We start from the raw sequence: 15,413 nt of genomic DNA on the forward strand, positions 1-15,413 counted from the left end.
TCCCCCTTGCTGGTGCGGGCCGCGCTGGCGGGCGACCTCCTCGGTGCTGCTGAGGCTCGTGTCGCCAGCTGGCGGACGGCGTTCGCCAGCTTGGTACCGCAGGACTTTCTCGACGGCATGGACGCTGAGGCCATCGCTACGTCTTGGGCGGGGAGCATCGCGGCCGGGCGATCACGGCTGTACGTCGCCTTGGTCGAGGACCGGGTCGTCGGGTACGCCGGGGTCGGGCCGGAGCGGGATCCGCAGGCACCGGCGGATACGGGTGAGCTGTATGCGCTCTACGTCCATCCGGATTATTGGGGCACGGGGGCTGGCCGAGCACTGACCGACGCCGCGCTGGCAGACCTTCGCAGTACTGGCTGTACGGCGGCGTGGTTGTGGGTGCTGGAGGCGAATGCGCGGGGGCGGCGGTTCTACGCGCGGTACGGGTTCACGGAGACGACGGATCGGACGTACTCGTCGTTGGGCGACCTGCCGGAGCTCAGGTTGTCAGTAGCGCTCTAGCGATCGCCGTTGAACCTGCTTTGAGGCGGTCAAGGTCGAAGCCGCGGTTGCGGAGGGACTGGTGGAGGTCGGCTGCCAGCGGGGCCAGCAGGACATGGGCGGTGTGGTCTGCGTCCAGGTCAGCGCTTGATTGCTCGACCAGGTGAGCCAGGTGGCGATGCCAGAGGTTGTAGGAGCCGATGCGGTAGCGGGCGCCGTCGGACGCGTTCTCGCTGTCCATGAAGAGCTCGACGTGGCGGTCGAGGAGATCCAGGTACGCCGTGAGGAACGCGGCCACGCGATCGACCGCGGGGGCACCGGGGCCTAGCGGGGGTGGGCCGGTCAGGATCTTTGCCTGGAGTTCTTGTTCGCGTTCATCCAGGAGCGCGACAGCCAGACCGGCGCGGTCGCCGAAACGACGGAAGACCGTGCCTTTGCCCACGCCTGCCTCGGCGGCGATCGCGTCAAGCGACACGTTCTTCACGCCGTGCTCGGTGAACAGGCGATCGGCCGCCTCCAGTACGCGGAGGCGGTTGCGGCGGGCATCCGCGCGTTCCGGCCGCGGCGTACCGACGACCAGCAGCTCCCGTTGCGAGACGGACTGCGGTCCGTCACTGTCGCTCATAAGACGGACTGTAGTCCGCTAGGCCCTGCACAGGAAAGCATCAGCCGGTGCAGTGGCGTGGGCGGACCGCCAGCCCATCACAATTGCACGCCCAGCTGCGTTCCACGGCGTGAGCCCACATTCAGCGTCCACTTGTGATGGCGTGGGGGTCCGGGCTTTCAGCTATGGGAGGGGGCGGTTCGGGGTTAGCGGGTGGTTCGGCGGCGGTGGGGGCGGGTGGGGAGGGAGGTGGGGTGGGGGGTGTTGTCGGGGAGGGGGTGGCCGAGGGTTTGGTGGTAGTCGGGCCAGGTGCGGATGCGGGTGGGGATGTTGCCTATGGCATCTACTTGGGTGATGGGGTGGTGGTCGGTGAGTTGCCAGAGGTCGTCGTCGGAGCGGAGTTGGCGGAGGCCGCCGAAGAGTTCGCGGGCGCACCAGACGGGGTAGCTGGGGCCGTCGTCGTAGTGGCTGATGCCGAGGGGGGTGGAGGGGCCGGCGACTTCGGCGACCAGGGACCAGACGGCGGCCGGGGTGATGCCGGGCTGGTCGCCGAGGAGGACGACGATGCCGTCGGTACGGCGGTCGACCGCGTCGAGGGCGGGGACGATCGACGAGCTGCCGGTGTCGGCATGCGGGGATTCGACGACGCGGACGCCGTCGAAGTCGACCCGGTCGTGGATCTGTTCGGACGCGGTGCCGAGGGTGACGATCAGCTGGTCGAAGCCGCACTCGCGGGCGGTTTCGAGGGTGGAGCCGAGCAGGGTCTCGCCGTTGTAGGCGAGGGACTGCCACGGTACGCCGAGGTGCGGGGAACTCTCGGCGGCCAGCAGCAACCCCGTGACGAACATCGGCGGATCAACTTCGCAACCGGGGTACGGCGGACACGACGGGACTCCTCAGCGCTGTCCCCGAGTGGCAAGCCGAAGCCTCGATCGAACCCCGGCCCCGGCAACCCTGTCAACGGGCGTCCGGAGTCCGGTCAGTACGGGATCACTGCAGCGACGAAGCAAACGTTTCGAGGGCCGGGTAGCCGGCGTTGCCGGTGACGATCGTGGTGACGCCGGAACCGACCAACACCAGGGCGTGCTCGTCCTTGCGGTCCAGCAGCACCTTGCGTTGCCAGGTGACTCCGCCGACCGTCGCCGTACCGTCGTCGGCGGTCCGGCCGAGCTCTTCGGCCTGGTACTTCGTCCCGGTGACGTTGGACTGCTCGAGCCCCACGTACTTCCGCGAGTCCGTGACGACACCGAGGTGCCAGGTCATCGGTGCCTGCTCCGGTGCGCGGAACTCGACGCTGGTCGCCTGCCAGCCACCAGGCATCGGCGCCGGACCGCGGACCCAGGAGGCAGCCTTGCGGGCGTCTTCCAGCTGAGCGCTGTACTCGATCGCGCGGACCTTCTCCTCCTTCGGCCGCCAGGTGACGATCATCAGGAACGCGACCACGACGAAGCAGGCCAGCAGCGCCCAGAACATGTTGGGCAGCGTCCGCGCCTTCGCCCGGTCCTTCGCGTTCTGCTCGCGGTATGCGATTGCCTCCGCGCGCGCCCGGGCCTTCTCCCGCGCCTCCGCCGCACCCTGACCAGTCGAACTCATGACACGAGTGTCGCATCCTGGCTGAGAGGTCCGATCACCCAGTTGGCTACGATCCGTGCCATGACCGACCCGACGACGCCGCCTGCCCACCTTGAGGTCGAGGCCGATGCGCCTGACCGCAACCTCGCGCTCGAGCTGGTCCGGGTCACCGAAGCGGCGGCGATGGCGGCCGGTCGCTGGGTCGGCCGCGGCGACAAGAACGGCGCCGACGGTGCGGCGGTGAACGCGATGCGCACCCTGATCGGCACGGTCGGGATGAACGGCACCGTGGTGATCGGCGAGGGCGAGAAGGACAACGCCCCGATGCTCTACAACGGCGAGCGCGTCGGTGCCGGTGACGGTCCCGAGTGTGATGTCGCGGTCGACCCGGTCGACGGTACGACGCTCGTCGCGAAGGGGATGAACAACGGCATCGCGGTGATGGCGGTGTCGGCCCGCAACTCGATGTACGACCCGTCCGCCGTGTTCTACATGGAGAAGCTGGTCGTCGGTCCGGAGGCGGCCGAGGTGGTCGACATCCGGCTCCCGGTCGCGGAGAACATCCGCCGGGTCGCGAAGGCGAAGGGGTCCACGGTCGACGACGTCACCGTCGTACTGCTGGACCGGCCGCGGCACGAAGAGCTGGCCACGCAGATCCGGGCGACCGGTGCGCGGATCAAGTTCATCAGCGACGGTGACGTGGCCGGTGCGCTCGAGGCGGCGCGGCCGGACACCGGTCTGGACATGCTGCTCGGCATCGGCGGTACGCCGGAGGGCATCATCGCGGCCTGTGCGATGAAGTGTCTGGGCGGCAAGATCCAGGGCCGGCTCTGGCCGACCGACGACGAGGAGCGGCAGAAGGCGATCGACGCCGGCCACGACCTCGACCGCGTCCTCGATACCGATGACCTGGTCAGCGGTGACGACTGTTTCTTCGTCGCCACCGGTATCACCGACGGTGAGCTGCTGCGCGGCGTCCGTTACGGCCGCTCGACCGCACGCACCCACTCGCTGGTAATGCGTTCGCGCAGCGGCACGATCCGCAGCATCGAGAGCGTCCACCAGCTCGCCAAGCTCCGCGCGTACTCAGCCATCGACTTCGAGCACGCGAGATGAGTGCACCCACCCTCGTAGTAGGCGAGGCGCTGGTGGACATTGTCAGCACAGGCTCGAAGACCACGCGGAACGCGAACGGAAAGCCGAAAGCAACGCCCGGTGGGTCCCCGGCAAATGTGGCGGTCGGTCTGGCCAGGCTCGGCGTACCGACTGAGCTGGTGACGAGGTTCGGGACGGACCCGTACGGCGATCAGCTCGGAGCGCACCTGTTCGGGAACGGCGTCCAGCTGTCCCCGGGCTCGGTGGAGCCCGGATTCCGGACCAGTACGGCGACCGCGACGCTCGATGGGGCCGGGGTTGCGTCGTACCAGTTCGACATCACGTGGGAGCCGCCGGCGTTGTCGCTGTCGCGCGGCTGTCCCGCGGTGCACACCGGGTCGATCGCGACTGTGCTCGAGCCGGGCGCCACGGCGATCCGCGACTTCCTGAAGACGCTCGTGGACCAGCCCGTCACGGTGACTCTCGACCCGAACGCCCGCCCGACGATCACTCCGGATCCGGTCTCCACGTGGGCCGCCGTACGGGAGTTGGCTGCGTTGTCGGACCTGGTGAAGCTGAGCGATGAGGACTGCGAGTTCCTGCGGCCCGGGCAGTCACCTGAGTCGATCGCGGTCGAGCTACTGAGCGCGCCTCGGACTCAGTGCGTCGTGATCACCCGCGGCAGTGAGGGCGCGCTCGGCATCAGTCGGGACGGACGGATCGATGTCACCGCACCGAGGATCGATGTCGTCGACACAGTCGGCGCGGGTGACTCCTTCATGGCGGCCCTGATCGCCGGCCTGAACGGCCAGGACCTGCTCGGCGCGACTCGCCTGGCCGGACTGACCTCGCAGAACCTGCAGACCGTAGTCGACTACGCCGTCAAAGCGGCCGCGATCACCTGCACCCGGCATGGCGCGGATCCGCCGACCGCCGCGGAGCACGCGGCGACCTGGGGAGCCTGATGCCCGCAGATGTCTGGAACACGCAGCTGGACGAGGACGGCCGGGTCGTGTTCCCACCGCGCCGCGGCCGCCTCTACCTTCGGCTGACCGCGTTCGGCCTGCTCATGCTCGCATCCGCGGCGACGAACCTCGACCACCTGCGCACCGACGGCATCTCCGGAACCCTCGGCGTACTGCGTCTGACGGCCCTCGCCGCGTTCGTCTACGGAACCGGCCTGACGCTCTACCAGCTGATCGCGAACCGGCCGGTCGTCACGATCGACGCGGAGGGCGTCGCCCGCGGCCGGCGCCTGCCCTGGTCCGCGATCGCGCAGATCGACGAACCCACCGGCTTCACCGGTGCACGGACGATCCAGGTGCACGCCGTCGACCGACGTACCAGGCCGTTGCGCATCTCCCTCGACAACGTCGAGGAGCTGGACGCGTTCGCGCATTGGCTGCGCTCGGTCAAAACGCGCTACAACTCTTAGCCGACGCTGCTCCGCACGGCGGTCAGATGTTCGCGGCAGCGGGCGGCCGCGAGCTCGGGGTCGCGATCCCGTACGGCGTCCGCGATCGCGACGTGAGCGGCTTGGTCGTGGCGGTGCCGATGCTGGTCGTCGAGCTTCAGCATGTCGAGCATCGTGGTCCGGATCCTTGGCACGAACGCGTCGAACAGCTCGGCCAGCACGGTGTTGTGGGCCGCGGTGACCAACGCGCGATGGAACGCGAGATCGGCCTCGACATACCAGTCGTCGGGTGATTTCTCGGATGCGTCGAGCCGGTCCTTCAGGGTGTAGCGAAAGCTCTTCAGATCGGCCGGAGTACGGCGGGATGCGGCGAGCCGGGCGGCCTCGGTCTCGATCGCGATCCGCCCCTCCAGTACGTCGGTGATGTCGGCCCGGCGGAGCACCTGGTCCCAGTCCTCCGCGGCCTGGTGACCGATCACGAACACACCCGCGCCCTGCCGGCTCTCCAGGACCCGGCGGCCGGCGAGCTCGCGGACCGCCTCCCGGATCGTCGACCGGCCGACGCCGAGCTGCGCGGCCAGTGTCGTCTCACCCGGCAGCTTCGCGCCGAGCGCCCACTCACCGCTGCCGATCCGGCGCAGCAGCTCCTCGGCGGCCTGCTCGGCGAGTGGGTGACGGCGAATCATGCGGCTCAGTCTAGGGGGTTGCCAACACTTATCAGGTTATCAGCTTGTCTGAGGAGTTGAATCGGGTTAGCGTGATTCGGGTGATGCACTGGAACCGTCAGCTGCCCTCCCCGATGCCGAGCCACCGCTACCGCGACATCTACGCCCGGGTCCCGGTCCTGCCCCCCGACCGCATCTGGCCGGAGCGGCGGATCACCGCCGCTCCGCTCTGGGTCCCGGTCGACCTGCGCGACGGGAACCAGGCCCTGGCCGAACCGATGGACCCAGAGCGGAAACGCCGCTTCTTCGAGCTGATGGTTGCCATCGGCTACAAAGAGATCGAGGTCGGCTACCCGTCCGCCTCACAGACCGACTTCGACTTCGTCCGGCTGCTGGCGACGACGGATCTGGTCCCGCCCGACGTCACGGTCGTCGTCTTCACACCGGCCCGGGCGGACCTGATCGAGCGCACGATCGAATCCATCCAGGGGATCCGCGGCCAGGTCGTCGTCCACATGTATGCGGCAACCGCGCCGACCTGGCGGGACGTCGTACTGCGTCGCTCCCGGGACGAGTTGGCGGCGATGATCCAGGCGGGTGCTGAGCAGGTGCTGCGGCTGGGTGGGGAGTCGGTGCGGTTCCAGTTCTCGCCCGAAGTGTTCAATCTGACCGAGCCGGACTACATCCTCGAGCTCGCCGACCAGGTCACGAAGGTCTGGGACGCGAGCCCGGAGCGGCCGGTGATCCTCAACCTGCCGGCCACCGTCGAGGCCGCGACCCCGAACGTGTACGCCGACCAGATCGAGTACATGGATCAGAACCTGCCCCGGCGGGACGGGGTGATCCTCTCCGTCCACCCGCACAACGACCGCGGGACCGGGATCGCGTGCGCGGAGCTCGCCGTACTGGCCGGCGCGCAGCGCGTCGAGGGCTGCATCTTCGGCAACGGCGAACGCACCGGGAACGTCGACATCGCGACGCTGGCGCTGAACCTGCACGCCCAGGGCGTCGACCCGATGATCGACTTCTCCGACATCGACGGGATCCGGGAGACGGTCGAGTACTGCACGCGGATGCCGATCCACCCGCGGCATCCGTACGTCGGCGAGCTGGTCTACACGGCGTTCTCCGGCACCCATCAGGACGCGATCCGGAAGGGGTTCGCCGTCCAGGGGGACGGGCTGTGGGAGGTACCGTATCTGCCGATCGACCCGGCCGATGTGGGCCGCGGGTACGAGGCCGTGGTGCGGGTGAACAGCCAGTCCGGCAAGGGCGGAATCGCACACGTCCTGGAGACCTCGTACGGCGTGCGGCTGTCGGCCGAGCAGGAGGTCGCGTTCGCGCGGCACGTGCAACGGCGTACCGACGCGACCGGGCGCGAGGCGACGGCGGCGGAGCTGAAGGCGTTGTACGAGGAGGTCTACGGGCACTCGAACTGAACGATGACCCCGGTTCGGCCGATTCTGCCGTTGGTGTCCCCCTCAGGCATTAGAGTTGCGCTTCCTGGGGAGGGGTGGGGCGCATGGCGGTCGTCATGGGTGAGTCGTCGGCGGAGGTTTGGGCCGAGGAGTACCGGCGGGTCAGCCGGGTCGAGTTCAGGAGCCGGGCGACGCCGTACCGGCGGGAGATGGTGGCGCTGCAGTTCTTGACGGCGATTCTGATCTGGCTGAATCTTTTCGTGATGCCGGATCGGTTGTGGTTGTTCCTGGTCACGCTGGTTGCGTCCGGGCGCGTGGCCTGGGTGGTGGCCCAGCTGGTTGGCAATCGGTTGCTGCTGCTCGTTGATGCCAACGGGATCCGGTACGGCAAGACTCGGCTGGAGTGGGGGCAGATCGGCGCGATCGGCGTACCGCATCAGAAGACGCTCGCGATCATCCCTGTGGCCGGCAAGGCGCGGCCGCTGACGATCAGGCATTGGGCGGTGCAGGACATGCCCGCGCTCGCCGGGTGGCTCGAGGAACTGCTGAAACAACACCGCGCGAACCTTCAGGGGGATTCACATGCCGACCATGGGTGAACGGCCGCCGGCCGACTGGACCGCGGAGTACGAGCGGACCGGACGGGTCGAGTTTCCCTTGCGCAGAATGGCTTTCGCCGTCCGGAGCACGCCTGTCTTCCTGATCCTGGTCCCACTGATTGTCCTGTCGGCGACCTCGATCGGGAACAGCAACGCTGTCGCGAAGCTCGCGATGGTGCTCGCCGGCCTGGGGTTCCTGCTCGGCGTCGGCGGTGTGAGCTGGCAGCTGATCACCCGTAAGCCGTACCTGATCGTCGACGCCGACGGCATCCAGCTGGGCCGCCGGGCGATCCTGTGGCCGGGCTTTGCCATGGCCCGGCTGCCTGCCGGCCGGCGCGGCAACCGATACGTCGCGCTCAAGCCGGTCGACGCCCGCGGGCTCGAGATCCGCGTCTCACAGGTGAGCGTCCAGGACCTCGACGCGTTCGCCCACTGGCTCAACGCCCTCCGCGACAGCCGCCGTACGGCGGAAGGAGACGCGCGTGCCGACCATGGGTGAGCTGGGCCCGGCGGAGTGGACCGAGGAGCTGCAGCGGAGCGGGCGGGTGGTGTTCCCGTTGCGGCGGCGGCCGGCGGCGTTGCGTGCAGCAGTCATCCTGCTGCTGCTGACGCCGACCAATGTGTTCAATATCGTCGACTTCGCGGACGAATCCACGGTGGGACGGATCTTCAACGCGGTCGGCCTGGCGGGGTATGCAGTCCTTCTCGGCGGGGCCACCTGGCAACAGGTGACCCGGCGGCCGATCGTGGTCGTCGATACGGAAGGCATTCGCAGTGGGAGCAAGTTCATGCCGTGGGACGCTGTCGGCACGGCCGGGATTCCCACCGGGACGAAGATCCTCCGGACGATGCCTGTGCTTCCCGCGGATGTGTGGGCCAAGCAGATCAGCATCCTCGGGGACAACGTCCGCGACCTGACCGCCTTCTCCGCCTGGCTGAACGATCTCCGGCCGCAGCGCCGCCGTACCGAAGAGGAACCACATGCCGACCACGGGTGAGCTGACCGCCGACGTCTGGGACGCCGAGTACCGCAGTACCGGTCAAGTCGTCTTCCCGGTACGACGTTTTCCTGCCGTCCTGCGGGTGGTTCTGATCGGCTTGCTGACGTTGTTGCAGATCGCCAGCATGGCCACCACTGATCAGGCTGTCGCCTGGTGGGTGATCGACTGGCTGATCTTGGCGATGGCCACGACCGCCCTGACCTACTGCCTCTGGCAGCTCGCCACTCGTCGTCCGACGGTGGTCGTCGACCGCGAAGGCATCCGGAAGGGCCGGAAGCTGATCACCTGGTCGACCATCACCACGCTCGACTTCTCGGCCTCGTCCAGCGGCCTGCGGGTCCGCTCCGAGGCGCCGCCGAAACGGATGTTCATCCCGCGGGACAACTTCCGCGACCTCGCGATGGCCCGCGCCTGGCTGATGCACCTGCACGAATTCCACCGCAACTCCGGGAGCCAGCAGTGGTGATGGGAGACACCGGCCCCGAACACTGGGACGCCGAATACCGCCGTACCGGCCGCGTGGTCTTCCCCCGCCGCCGGCAGTCGCTCTACAGCTGGCAGATGCTGCTCTCGTGGGTCATCGTGATCGGGCCTGTGTTCGGGACCGTCAACGACTGGGACACCCGCGGCACCTGGTTCTACATCCGCGCGGTCCTCGGCCTCATCCTGCTCGCAGGAGCCATCAGCACCACCGCCCAGATCCTTCGCGGCGGCCCTGTCCTGATCGTCGACACCACCGGCCTCCACCTCGGTAACAACTTCATCCCCTGGTCCGCCGTCACCACCATCGGCACCCCTGTCAGATCCTTCTTCAACAGCCATCTCCCGGTCCACCTGCTCGACGAGGACGGTGACGAAGACGAGCTCGAGATCCCGCGCGACAACGTCGACGACCTCCCCTCCCTGGCCGCCTGGCTGAACCACCTCCACACCGAACGCCAAGTCAGCTGAGCAGCCGAGCCTGGAACGCCTGGGCGCTCAGCTGAGGCCGAGGCGTTTGGTGAGGCGGGGGCCTCGTTTGATCTTGATGTCGCCGAGGATCGCGGTGCCGCGGATGTGGAAGGTTTTGGGGCGGTGGGGGGTGTTGGGGTCGGGGGCGGGGAGCAGGGTGGCGGCTTGTTCGGAGACGGCACCGAGGATGGGGTTGGAGTCGAGGTGGACGATCGCGTCGGCGGGGACGCGGATCTTGACGTCGGCGAGGATGCACTTGATGTCGACGTAGACCTCGTCGAACGGGATCTGGGCCTCGGTGTAGTCGAGGGTGACGTCGCCGAGGACCGCGTGCACCTCCTGGCGCTGGGGGGCGACCCAGTTGCCGAGGCGTTTGGTGTCGGAGAGGAAGACGTTGATCGTCGGCCCGTCCTGTACGACGGTTCCCGGGGAGTACTGGGGTGGCTGCGGAGCCGCGGGCTGCTGGAGACCGTTCGGGAGGTCGGCGGTCAGCGGGACGAGCTCGCCGTACGTCTTGGAGGAGTACAGCGTCTCGAGCCGCTCCTCGAGCTCGGTGTAGGACAGCCGGCCCTCGCCCGCGGCGTCGCGCAGGACATCGGCGACCTGCTCGCGTTCGAGGTCGGACACCCGTCGGCGCAGCGCCGGATCCACCGGCGCCGGTACAGCGTCCTGCGGTCGATTGTCCTGGGGAACCTCATCCTGTGCCACGGACAAAACCTTACGCTCGCCACGGGCCCTCCGCGCTCCGAAACCTCCCCTACCCGCCCCTGATCGGACCCCTGAGATTAGGCTGGATCAGTCCAGTCCACTGTCCATGGAGGTCTGCCGGTGTCCGCCGACTTCACGTACTCCGATCTGCTCCCGTTAGGTTCTGACGACACGGAGTACCGGCTGCTGAGCACCGAAGGTGTCAGCACGTTCACGGCGGGCGACCGCACCTTCCTCCAGATCGAGCCCGACGTACTGCGGATGCTCACCGCGGAGGCGATGCACGACATCTCGCACTACCTGCGGACCGCGCACCTCGCGCAGCTGCGCCGGATCATCGACGACCCCGAGGCCTCGGGGAACGACCGGTTCGTGGCGCTCGACCTACTGAAGAACGCGAACATCTCGGCCGGTGGTGTGCTGCCGATGTGCCAGGACACCGGTACGGCGATCGTGATGGGCAAGAAGTCCGAGGGTGTCCTGACCGGTGCGGTCGACGAGGAGTGGATCAGCCGGGGCGTGTACGACGCCTACACCAAGCTGAACCTGCGGTACTCGCAGATGGCCCCGCTGACCATGTGGGACGAGAAGAACACCGGCTCCAACCTGCCCGCGCAGATCGAGCTCTACTCGACACCGGGTGGCGGCGATCCGGCGTACAAGTTCCTGTTCATGGCCAAGGGTGGCGGGTCGGCGAACAAGTCGTTCCTGTTCCAGGAGACGAAGGCCGTGCTGAACCCGGCCGGGATGATGAAGTTCCTGGACGAGAAGATCCGCTCCCTCGGTACGGCGGCCTGTCCGCCGTACCACCTGGCGATCGTGGTCGGTGGCACGTCGGCCGAGTTCGCTCTGAAGACTGCGAAGTACGCGTCGGCGCACTACCTGGACGCGTTGCCGACGACCGGTTCGCCGGTGGGGCACGGGTTCCGGGATCTGGAGCTGGAGGAGGAGGTCTTCAAGCTCACCCAGGACTTCGGGATCGGGGCACAGTTCGGCGGGAAGTACTTCTGCCACGACGTCCGCGTGATCCGTCTCCCGCGGCACGGTGCGTCCTGCCCGGTCGCGATCGCGGTCTCCTGCTCGGCCGACCGCCAGGCCCGCGCGAAGATCACGCCGGAAGGTGTGTTCCTGGAGCAGCTGGAGCGCGACCCGGCCCGCTTCCTGCCGGATACGACCGACGAGCACCTGTCCGACGACGCGAACGTCGTACGGATCGATCTCAACCGGCCGATGTCGGAGATCCGGGCCGAGCTGTCGAAGCTGCCGGTGAAGACGCGACTGTCGCTGACCGGGCCGCTGGTGGTCGCCCGCGACATCGCGCACGCCAAGATCAAGGAGCGCCTGGACGCCGGCGAGCCGATGCCGCAGTACCTGCGCGACCACGCCGTCTACTACGCCGGCCCGGCCAAGACCCCCGAGGGCTACGCCTCCGGCTCCTTCGGCCCGACCACGGCCGGCCGGATGGACGCGTACGTCGACCAGTTCCAGGCGGCCGGCGGTTCCTTCGTCATGCTTGCCAAGGGCAACCGTTCCGCCAAGGTCACCGAGGCCTGCAAGACCCACGGCGGTTTCTACCTCGGCTCCATCGGCGGCCCCGCCGCCCGCCTCGCCCAGGACTGCATCAAGTCCGTCGAGGTGATCGAGTACGCCGAGCTAGGCATGGAAGCCGTCTGGAAGATCCAGGTCGAAGACTTCCCCGCCTTCGTCGTCGTCGACGACAAGGGCAACGACTTCTTCACCGACACCCGCAAACCGGTCCCCCTCACCACCCGCCCCCGCTAGCCCCACCCCGGCTGGGTGGGTGGGTGGCTCGTGCCGCGGGCGGGGCGGCTGGGTGCGGGTAGACCTCCTGTCGTTCGTGTTGAGGATCAACAGTGCTGAGGATTTAGTAGAGGCCATTTGTTGTCCTCTATTGGCGGCAGAATCGGGGGTATGACGACGACGCAGCGGTTTCCTGGTGGTAAGGCGGCAGTTACTCCTTATGTGGTGGTGAAGGGGGCGGCTCGGTTCCTGGAGTTTGTGGAGGAGACGTTCGAGGTCAAGCGGTCCTTCGACGTGCCGAACGAGGACGGGACACTGGGGCATGCGGAGATCACGGTTGACGGGTCCGTGCTGATGACGTTCGACGCGCAGCCGGATTGGCCGGATACGCCGGCGTTCTTGAGTGTGTTCGTGGCGGATGTGGATGCGGTGCTGGCGAGGGCGTTGGCGGCTGGGGCGACGTTGCTGACGCCGATGATGGAGTCGCGGATCAGTGGCGACCGGGGGTGCCGGATCACGGATCCGGTGGGGAACATCTGGTGGGTGCAGACGCCGCTGCATGAGGTTGACCCGGCCGAGCTGGAGGATGTGTTCAGGGACCCGGAGGAGCTTGCCAAGATGAAGATCGCGGTCGATACGCTGGTCGATGAGATGCGCGGCCGCGCCAAGTGACCCAGCCTGAAGAGATTCACGACAGCCCGACCGGCTGGGTGCACAAACACCTGCAGCAGTTCCTGGCCACGGACGGGAAGCAGAGCCGCGGCGCCACGCCGCGGCTGCTGTTGACCACGCGCGGTCGGCGGAGTGGGGTGCTGCGGCGGACGGTGCTGAACTACTGGACGGACGGTCCACGGTTCCTGGTCGTCGGCTCCAACGCCGGCTCCGCCACGCACCCGGCCTGGTACCTGAATGTGTGCGCCGAGCCGGAAGTGACTGTCCAGGTCGGCGCTGAGGTCTTCCAGGCCAGAGCGTCCACCGCGACCGCCGACGAGAAGGCCGGGTACTGGCCGCAGATCGTTGCGACCATGTCGTCGTACGCCGGCTTCCAGCGCAAGACCAGCCGGGACATCCCGGTCGTGATCCTCACACGGTTAGCTGGCTAGGTCTTCCGCGATCAGCGTGGGTTGGGGCGCGGTGGGAGCTGCGGGCAGGGGCCAGTCGGGCGGCGCCGTCCAGGACTGCCAGTTGGCGTTGAACGGGGCGGTCCAGGCGTGGATCTCGGCTACGGCCTGGTGGGCGGTGGCCGTGATGGCGTCGGCTTGGGACTGGGTGAAGCGGCCGGCGGTGACGGCGCCTTCGAGTTCGTCCTCGTCCTTCCAGTGAACCTCGCGGTCGGGGGTGATCCAGAGGTCGAGGACGTGGTCCTGGGTGGTGGTGCGGCGGCCTTCCAGGTCGCGGGTGTGCGGGTCCTCGAGGTTCACGTACCAGCCGCGGAAGTCGCCGTCGGAGCCCCAGAAGTACCAGACGGACCAGGGCTTCCCGGTGGGCGCCACCTTCAGGATGCCGGTGCCGTGCCAGATGTCGAGCTTCAGGACACGAGGTTCGGTGAACATGCCGACCGGGCCGGCGTGCCGGAGCTCACGACCGTCGGCCAGCACCGCCTTGAGGATCGGGGTCCGCGGGGCGAGCCAGGCGACCAGGCCGTCCGCGTCGTCGCGGACGACCGTCATCGGCCGCACGGTGGGCAGGGCGGGATTGCCGGCGTAGACCCACTCGATCGTGGTCCCGGGAGTCCAGTAGGTCATGACTCGGACGGCCGAGTCATCGACAGCACGTCGAGCGCCGCATCCAGCTGCTCTTCGGTCAGGTCACCTTGCGAGACGTGCCCGTTCTCGATGACGACCTCGCGGATCGTCTTGCCCTGCTTCAAAGCGCTCTTCGCCACCGCGGCCGCGTTCTCGTAGCCGATGTAGCGGTTCAGCGGTGTCACGATCGACGGCGACGACTCGGCCAGCGCGCGGGCGTGGTCGACGTTCGCGGTGATGCCGTCCACGCAGCGCTCGGCGAGCAGGCGGGACGCGTTGCTGAGCAGGGTGATCGACTCGAGCAGGTTGCGCGCGATCACCGGCAGCATCACGTTCAGCTCGAAGTTGCCGCCGGCACCGGCCACGGTGATCGTGGTGTCGTTGCCGATCACCTGGGCGGCGACCATCAGTGTGGCCTCGCAGATCACCGGATTCACCTTGCCCGGCATGATGCTCGATCCCGGCTGCAGATCCGGCAGCGCGATCTCACCGAGCCCCGCGCGCGGCCCGGAACCCATCCAGCGCAGGTCGTTACAGATCTTCGTCAGGCTGACCGCGATCGTCTTCAGCTGCCCCGACAACTCCACGAGCCCGTCGCGAGCACCCTGCGCCTCGAAGTGATCCTCCGCTTCGGTCAGCGCCAACCCGGTACGCCGGTTGAGCTCAGTGATCACCAAAGCCGCGAACCCGGGCGGCGTGTTGATCCCAGTCCCCACTGCAGTTCCACCCAACGGGAGCTCGGCAACCCGCGGCAGCGACGACCGCACCCGCTCCGCACCCCGCCGTACCTGCTGGGCGTATCCGTTGAACTCCTGCCCGAGCGTCACCGGCGTCGCGTCCATCAGGTGCGTGCGCCCCGACTTCACCACCTCGGCGAACTCGGCACCCTTCCGCGACAGCGACTCCACCAGTACGTCGAGCGCCGGCAGCAGCTCGCGGACGACCCCGGCCGTTGCGGCCACGTGGATCGCCGATGGGAAGGTGTCGTTGCTCGACTGCGACGCGTTCACGTGGTCGTTCGGGTGCACGTCCACGCCCGCCTGGGTTGCCAGGGTCGCGAGAACCTCGTTCACGTTCATATTGGTCGACGTACCGGAACCGGTCTGGAACACGTCGATCGGGAACTCCGCGTCGTACGCCCCCGAAGTCACCTGATCGGCGGCCGCCACGATCGCAGCCGCCCGCTCGCCGGACAGCACCCCGAGCTCGGCGTTCACCACGGCCGCCGAGGCCTTGATCTGCGCGAGCGCGTGCACCAGCTCCGGGGCCAGCGGCCGGCCGGAGATCGGGAAGTTCTCCACCGCACGCTGGGTCTGTGCCCGCCACAACGCGTCCTTGGGGACCTTGACCTCGCCCATGGTGTCGTGCTCGATCCGGTATTCCACGTTCTCGCCCAT

At 68.1% G+C, this 15,413-nt stretch carries 20 protein-coding genes; 13 read left to right on the forward strand and 7 right to left on the reverse strand.

Going from position 1 to position 15,413, the window contains the following annotated elements:
• Positions 1 to 12: 12 nt before the first annotated feature.
• Entirely contained in the window at positions 13 to 504 is a 492-nt protein-coding gene (locus tag ACFCV3_RS28250; protein WP_376035128.1) for a GNAT family N-acetyltransferase, read from the forward strand.
• Here the strand turns inward: ACFCV3_RS28250 and ACFCV3_RS28255 are convergent.
• The 3 genes from ACFCV3_RS28255 to ACFCV3_RS28265 all read right to left on the reverse strand — a co-directional run bounded on the left by ACFCV3_RS28255 (position 482) and on the right by ACFCV3_RS28265 (position 2,680).
• Positions 482 to 1,108, reverse strand: coding sequence for a TetR/AcrR family transcriptional regulator (locus ACFCV3_RS28255; protein WP_376034837.1), 627 nt, complete (start codon positions 1,106 to 1,108; stop codon positions 482 to 484). The two genes, ACFCV3_RS28250 and ACFCV3_RS28255, sit on opposite strands and share 23 nt — an antisense overlap.
• 185 nt (positions 1,109 to 1,293) lie before the next feature.
• On the reverse strand, positions 1,294 to 1,935 hold the full coding sequence (locus ACFCV3_RS28260; RefSeq protein ID WP_376034839.1) for an NTP transferase domain-containing protein: 642 nt from the start codon (positions 1,933 to 1,935) through the stop codon (positions 1,294 to 1,296).
• Positions 1,936 to 2,077: 142 nt separating this feature from the next.
• Positions 2,078 to 2,680, reverse strand: a complete 603-nt coding sequence (locus ACFCV3_RS28265; RefSeq protein ID WP_376034841.1) for a DUF4245 domain-containing protein — start codon at positions 2,678 to 2,680, stop codon at positions 2,078 to 2,080.
• Positions 2,681 to 2,740: 60 nt separating this feature from the next.
• Here ACFCV3_RS28265 and glpX point away from each other — a divergent pair, with 60 nt between their 5' ends.
• From glpX to ACFCV3_RS28280, 3 genes are read left to right on the forward strand one after another with little or no spacing between them, the layout of a single operon-like run.
• On the forward strand, positions 2,741 to 3,775 hold the full coding sequence (gene glpX, locus ACFCV3_RS28270; protein ID WP_376034843.1) for a class II fructose-bisphosphatase: 1,035 nt from the start codon (positions 2,741 to 2,743) through the stop codon (positions 3,773 to 3,775).
• The gene (locus ACFCV3_RS28275) at positions 3,772 to 4,719 is read left to right on the forward strand and encodes a carbohydrate kinase (RefSeq protein ID WP_376034845.1); all 948 of its coding nucleotides are present in this window, start codon (positions 3,772 to 3,774) and stop codon (positions 4,717 to 4,719) included. Before glpX ends, ACFCV3_RS28275 begins: the two co-directional genes overlap by 4 nt.
• Complete coding sequence (locus ACFCV3_RS28280; protein WP_376034847.1) at positions 4,719 to 5,189, forward strand: hypothetical protein; 471 nt, start codon at positions 4,719 to 4,721, stop codon at positions 5,187 to 5,189. The genes ACFCV3_RS28275 and ACFCV3_RS28280 overlap by 1 nt, the downstream gene beginning before the upstream one ends.
• Here ACFCV3_RS28280 and ACFCV3_RS28285 read toward each other — a convergent pair.
• A complete protein-coding gene (locus tag ACFCV3_RS28285; protein WP_376034849.1) occupies positions 5,186 to 5,854 on the reverse strand; it encodes a FadR/GntR family transcriptional regulator in 669 nt (222 codons plus the stop codon). The two genes, ACFCV3_RS28280 and ACFCV3_RS28285, sit on opposite strands and share 4 nt — an antisense overlap.
• Before the next feature lie 83 nt (positions 5,855 to 5,937).
• Between ACFCV3_RS28285 and ACFCV3_RS28290 the strand changes: the two genes are divergently transcribed.
• The 6 genes from ACFCV3_RS28290 to ACFCV3_RS28315 all read left to right on the forward strand — a co-directional run bounded on the left by ACFCV3_RS28290 (position 5,938) and on the right by ACFCV3_RS28315 (position 9,802).
• On the forward strand, positions 5,938 to 7,272 hold the full coding sequence (locus ACFCV3_RS28290) for a 2-isopropylmalate synthase (protein ID WP_376035130.1): 1,335 nt from the start codon (positions 5,938 to 5,940) through the stop codon (positions 7,270 to 7,272).
• An 83-nt stretch (positions 7,273 to 7,355) separates the two neighbouring features.
• Positions 7,356 to 7,850 (forward strand): hypothetical protein, encoded by a 495-nt coding sequence (locus ACFCV3_RS28295; protein ID WP_376034851.1) that lies wholly within the window; start codon positions 7,356 to 7,358, stop codon positions 7,848 to 7,850.
• Complete coding sequence (locus ACFCV3_RS28300; RefSeq protein ID WP_376034853.1) at positions 7,843 to 8,349, forward strand: hypothetical protein; 507 nt, start codon at positions 7,843 to 7,845, stop codon at positions 8,347 to 8,349. Before ACFCV3_RS28295 ends, ACFCV3_RS28300 begins: the two co-directional genes overlap by 8 nt.
• Entirely contained in the window at positions 8,333 to 8,848 is a 516-nt protein-coding gene (locus tag ACFCV3_RS28305; RefSeq protein WP_376034855.1) for a hypothetical protein, read from the forward strand. Before ACFCV3_RS28300 ends, ACFCV3_RS28305 begins: the two co-directional genes overlap by 17 nt.
• Positions 8,832 to 9,317 (forward strand): hypothetical protein, encoded by a 486-nt coding sequence (locus ACFCV3_RS28310; RefSeq protein ID WP_376034857.1) that lies wholly within the window; start codon positions 8,832 to 8,834, stop codon positions 9,315 to 9,317. The genes ACFCV3_RS28305 and ACFCV3_RS28310 overlap by 17 nt, the downstream gene beginning before the upstream one ends.
• A complete protein-coding gene (locus tag ACFCV3_RS28315; RefSeq protein WP_376034859.1) occupies positions 9,317 to 9,802 on the forward strand; it encodes a hypothetical protein in 486 nt (161 codons plus the stop codon). Before ACFCV3_RS28310 ends, ACFCV3_RS28315 begins: the two co-directional genes overlap by 1 nt.
• A 27-nt stretch (positions 9,803 to 9,829) precedes the next feature.
• Here the strand turns inward: ACFCV3_RS28315 and ACFCV3_RS28320 are convergent, their stop codons facing one another.
• Positions 9,830 to 10,510 (reverse strand): DUF1707 domain-containing protein, encoded by a 681-nt coding sequence (locus tag ACFCV3_RS28320; RefSeq protein ID WP_376034861.1) that lies wholly within the window; start codon positions 10,508 to 10,510, stop codon positions 9,830 to 9,832.
• A gap of 120 nt (positions 10,511 to 10,630) precedes the next feature.
• Here ACFCV3_RS28320 and ACFCV3_RS28325 point away from each other — a divergent pair, with 120 nt between their 5' ends.
• From ACFCV3_RS28325 to ACFCV3_RS28335, 3 genes are all read left to right on the forward strand, one after another.
• Positions 10,631 to 12,292, forward strand: a complete 1,662-nt coding sequence (locus ACFCV3_RS28325) for a fumarate hydratase (RefSeq protein WP_376034862.1) — start codon at positions 10,631 to 10,633, stop codon at positions 12,290 to 12,292.
• A 150-nt stretch (positions 12,293 to 12,442) separates the two neighbouring features.
• Positions 12,443 to 12,943: a VOC family protein gene (locus ACFCV3_RS28330; RefSeq protein ID WP_376034864.1), complete on the forward strand. Its 501-nt coding sequence runs from the start codon at positions 12,443 to 12,445 to the stop codon at positions 12,941 to 12,943.
• The gene (locus ACFCV3_RS28335; RefSeq protein ID WP_376034866.1) at positions 12,940 to 13,374 is read left to right on the forward strand and encodes a nitroreductase/quinone reductase family protein; all 435 of its coding nucleotides are present in this window, start codon (positions 12,940 to 12,942) and stop codon (positions 13,372 to 13,374) included. The genes ACFCV3_RS28330 and ACFCV3_RS28335 overlap by 4 nt, the downstream gene beginning before the upstream one ends.
• On the opposite strand, the gene ACFCV3_RS28340 is transcribed toward ACFCV3_RS28335, so the two are convergent.
• A complete protein-coding gene (locus ACFCV3_RS28340) occupies positions 13,363 to 14,016 on the reverse strand; it encodes a DUF402 domain-containing protein (RefSeq protein WP_376034868.1) in 654 nt (217 codons plus the stop codon). The genes ACFCV3_RS28335 and ACFCV3_RS28340 overlap by 12 nt on opposite strands.
• Positions 14,013 to 15,413 (reverse strand): class II fumarate hydratase, encoded by a 1,401-nt coding sequence (locus ACFCV3_RS28345; protein WP_376034870.1) that lies wholly within the window; start codon positions 15,411 to 15,413, stop codon positions 14,013 to 14,015. The genes ACFCV3_RS28340 and ACFCV3_RS28345 overlap by 4 nt, the downstream gene beginning before the upstream one ends.

It is taken from the genome of Kribbella sp. NPDC056345, assembly GCF_042262745.1.
Lineage (GTDB): Bacteria > Actinomycetota > Actinomycetes > Propionibacteriales > Kribbellaceae > Kribbella.

Excerpts from the sequence above, each read along its gene's own strand:
- ACFCV3_RS28255 (WP_376034837.1), bottom strand. The coding sequence starts at position 1,108 with ATGAGCGACAGTGACGGACCGCAGTCCGTCTCGCAACGGGAGCTGCTG.
- ACFCV3_RS28260 (WP_376034839.1), bottom strand. The coding sequence starts at position 1,935 with ATGTTCGTCACGGGGTTGCTGCTGGCCGCCGAGAGTTCCCCGCACCTC.
- ACFCV3_RS28265 (WP_376034841.1), bottom strand. The coding sequence starts at position 2,680 with ATGAGTTCGACTGGTCAGGGTGCGGCGGAGGCGCGGGAGAAGGCCCGG.
- glpX (WP_376034843.1), top strand. The coding sequence starts at position 2,741 with ATGACCGACCCGACGACGCCGCCTGCCCACCTTGAGGTCGAGGCCGAT.
- ACFCV3_RS28275 (WP_376034845.1), top strand. The coding sequence starts at position 3,772 with ATGAGTGCACCCACCCTCGTAGTAGGCGAGGCGCTGGTGGACATTGTC.
- ACFCV3_RS28280 (WP_376034847.1), top strand. The coding sequence starts at position 4,719 with ATGCCCGCAGATGTCTGGAACACGCAGCTGGACGAGGACGGCCGGGTC.
- ACFCV3_RS28285 (WP_376034849.1), bottom strand. The coding sequence starts at position 5,854 with ATGATTCGCCGTCACCCACTCGCCGAGCAGGCCGCCGAGGAGCTGCTG.
- ACFCV3_RS28290 (WP_376035130.1), top strand. The coding sequence starts at position 5,938 with ATGCACTGGAACCGTCAGCTGCCCTCCCCGATGCCGAGCCACCGCTAC.
- ACFCV3_RS28295 (WP_376034851.1), top strand. The coding sequence starts at position 7,356 with ATGGCGGTCGTCATGGGTGAGTCGTCGGCGGAGGTTTGGGCCGAGGAG.
- ACFCV3_RS28300 (WP_376034853.1), top strand. The coding sequence starts at position 7,843 with ATGGGTGAACGGCCGCCGGCCGACTGGACCGCGGAGTACGAGCGGACC.
- ACFCV3_RS28310 (WP_376034857.1), top strand. The coding sequence starts at position 8,832 with ATGCCGACCACGGGTGAGCTGACCGCCGACGTCTGGGACGCCGAGTAC.
- ACFCV3_RS28315 (WP_376034859.1), top strand. The coding sequence starts at position 9,317 with ATGGGAGACACCGGCCCCGAACACTGGGACGCCGAATACCGCCGTACC.
- ACFCV3_RS28330 (WP_376034864.1), top strand. The coding sequence starts at position 12,443 with ATGACGACGACGCAGCGGTTTCCTGGTGGTAAGGCGGCAGTTACTCCT.
- ACFCV3_RS28340 (WP_376034868.1), bottom strand. The coding sequence starts at position 14,016 with ATGACCTACTGGACTCCCGGGACCACGATCGAGTGGGTCTACGCCGGC.
- ACFCV3_RS28345 (WP_376034870.1), bottom strand. The coding sequence starts at position 15,413 with ATGGGCGAGAACGTGGAATACCGGATCGAGCACGACACCATGGGCGAG.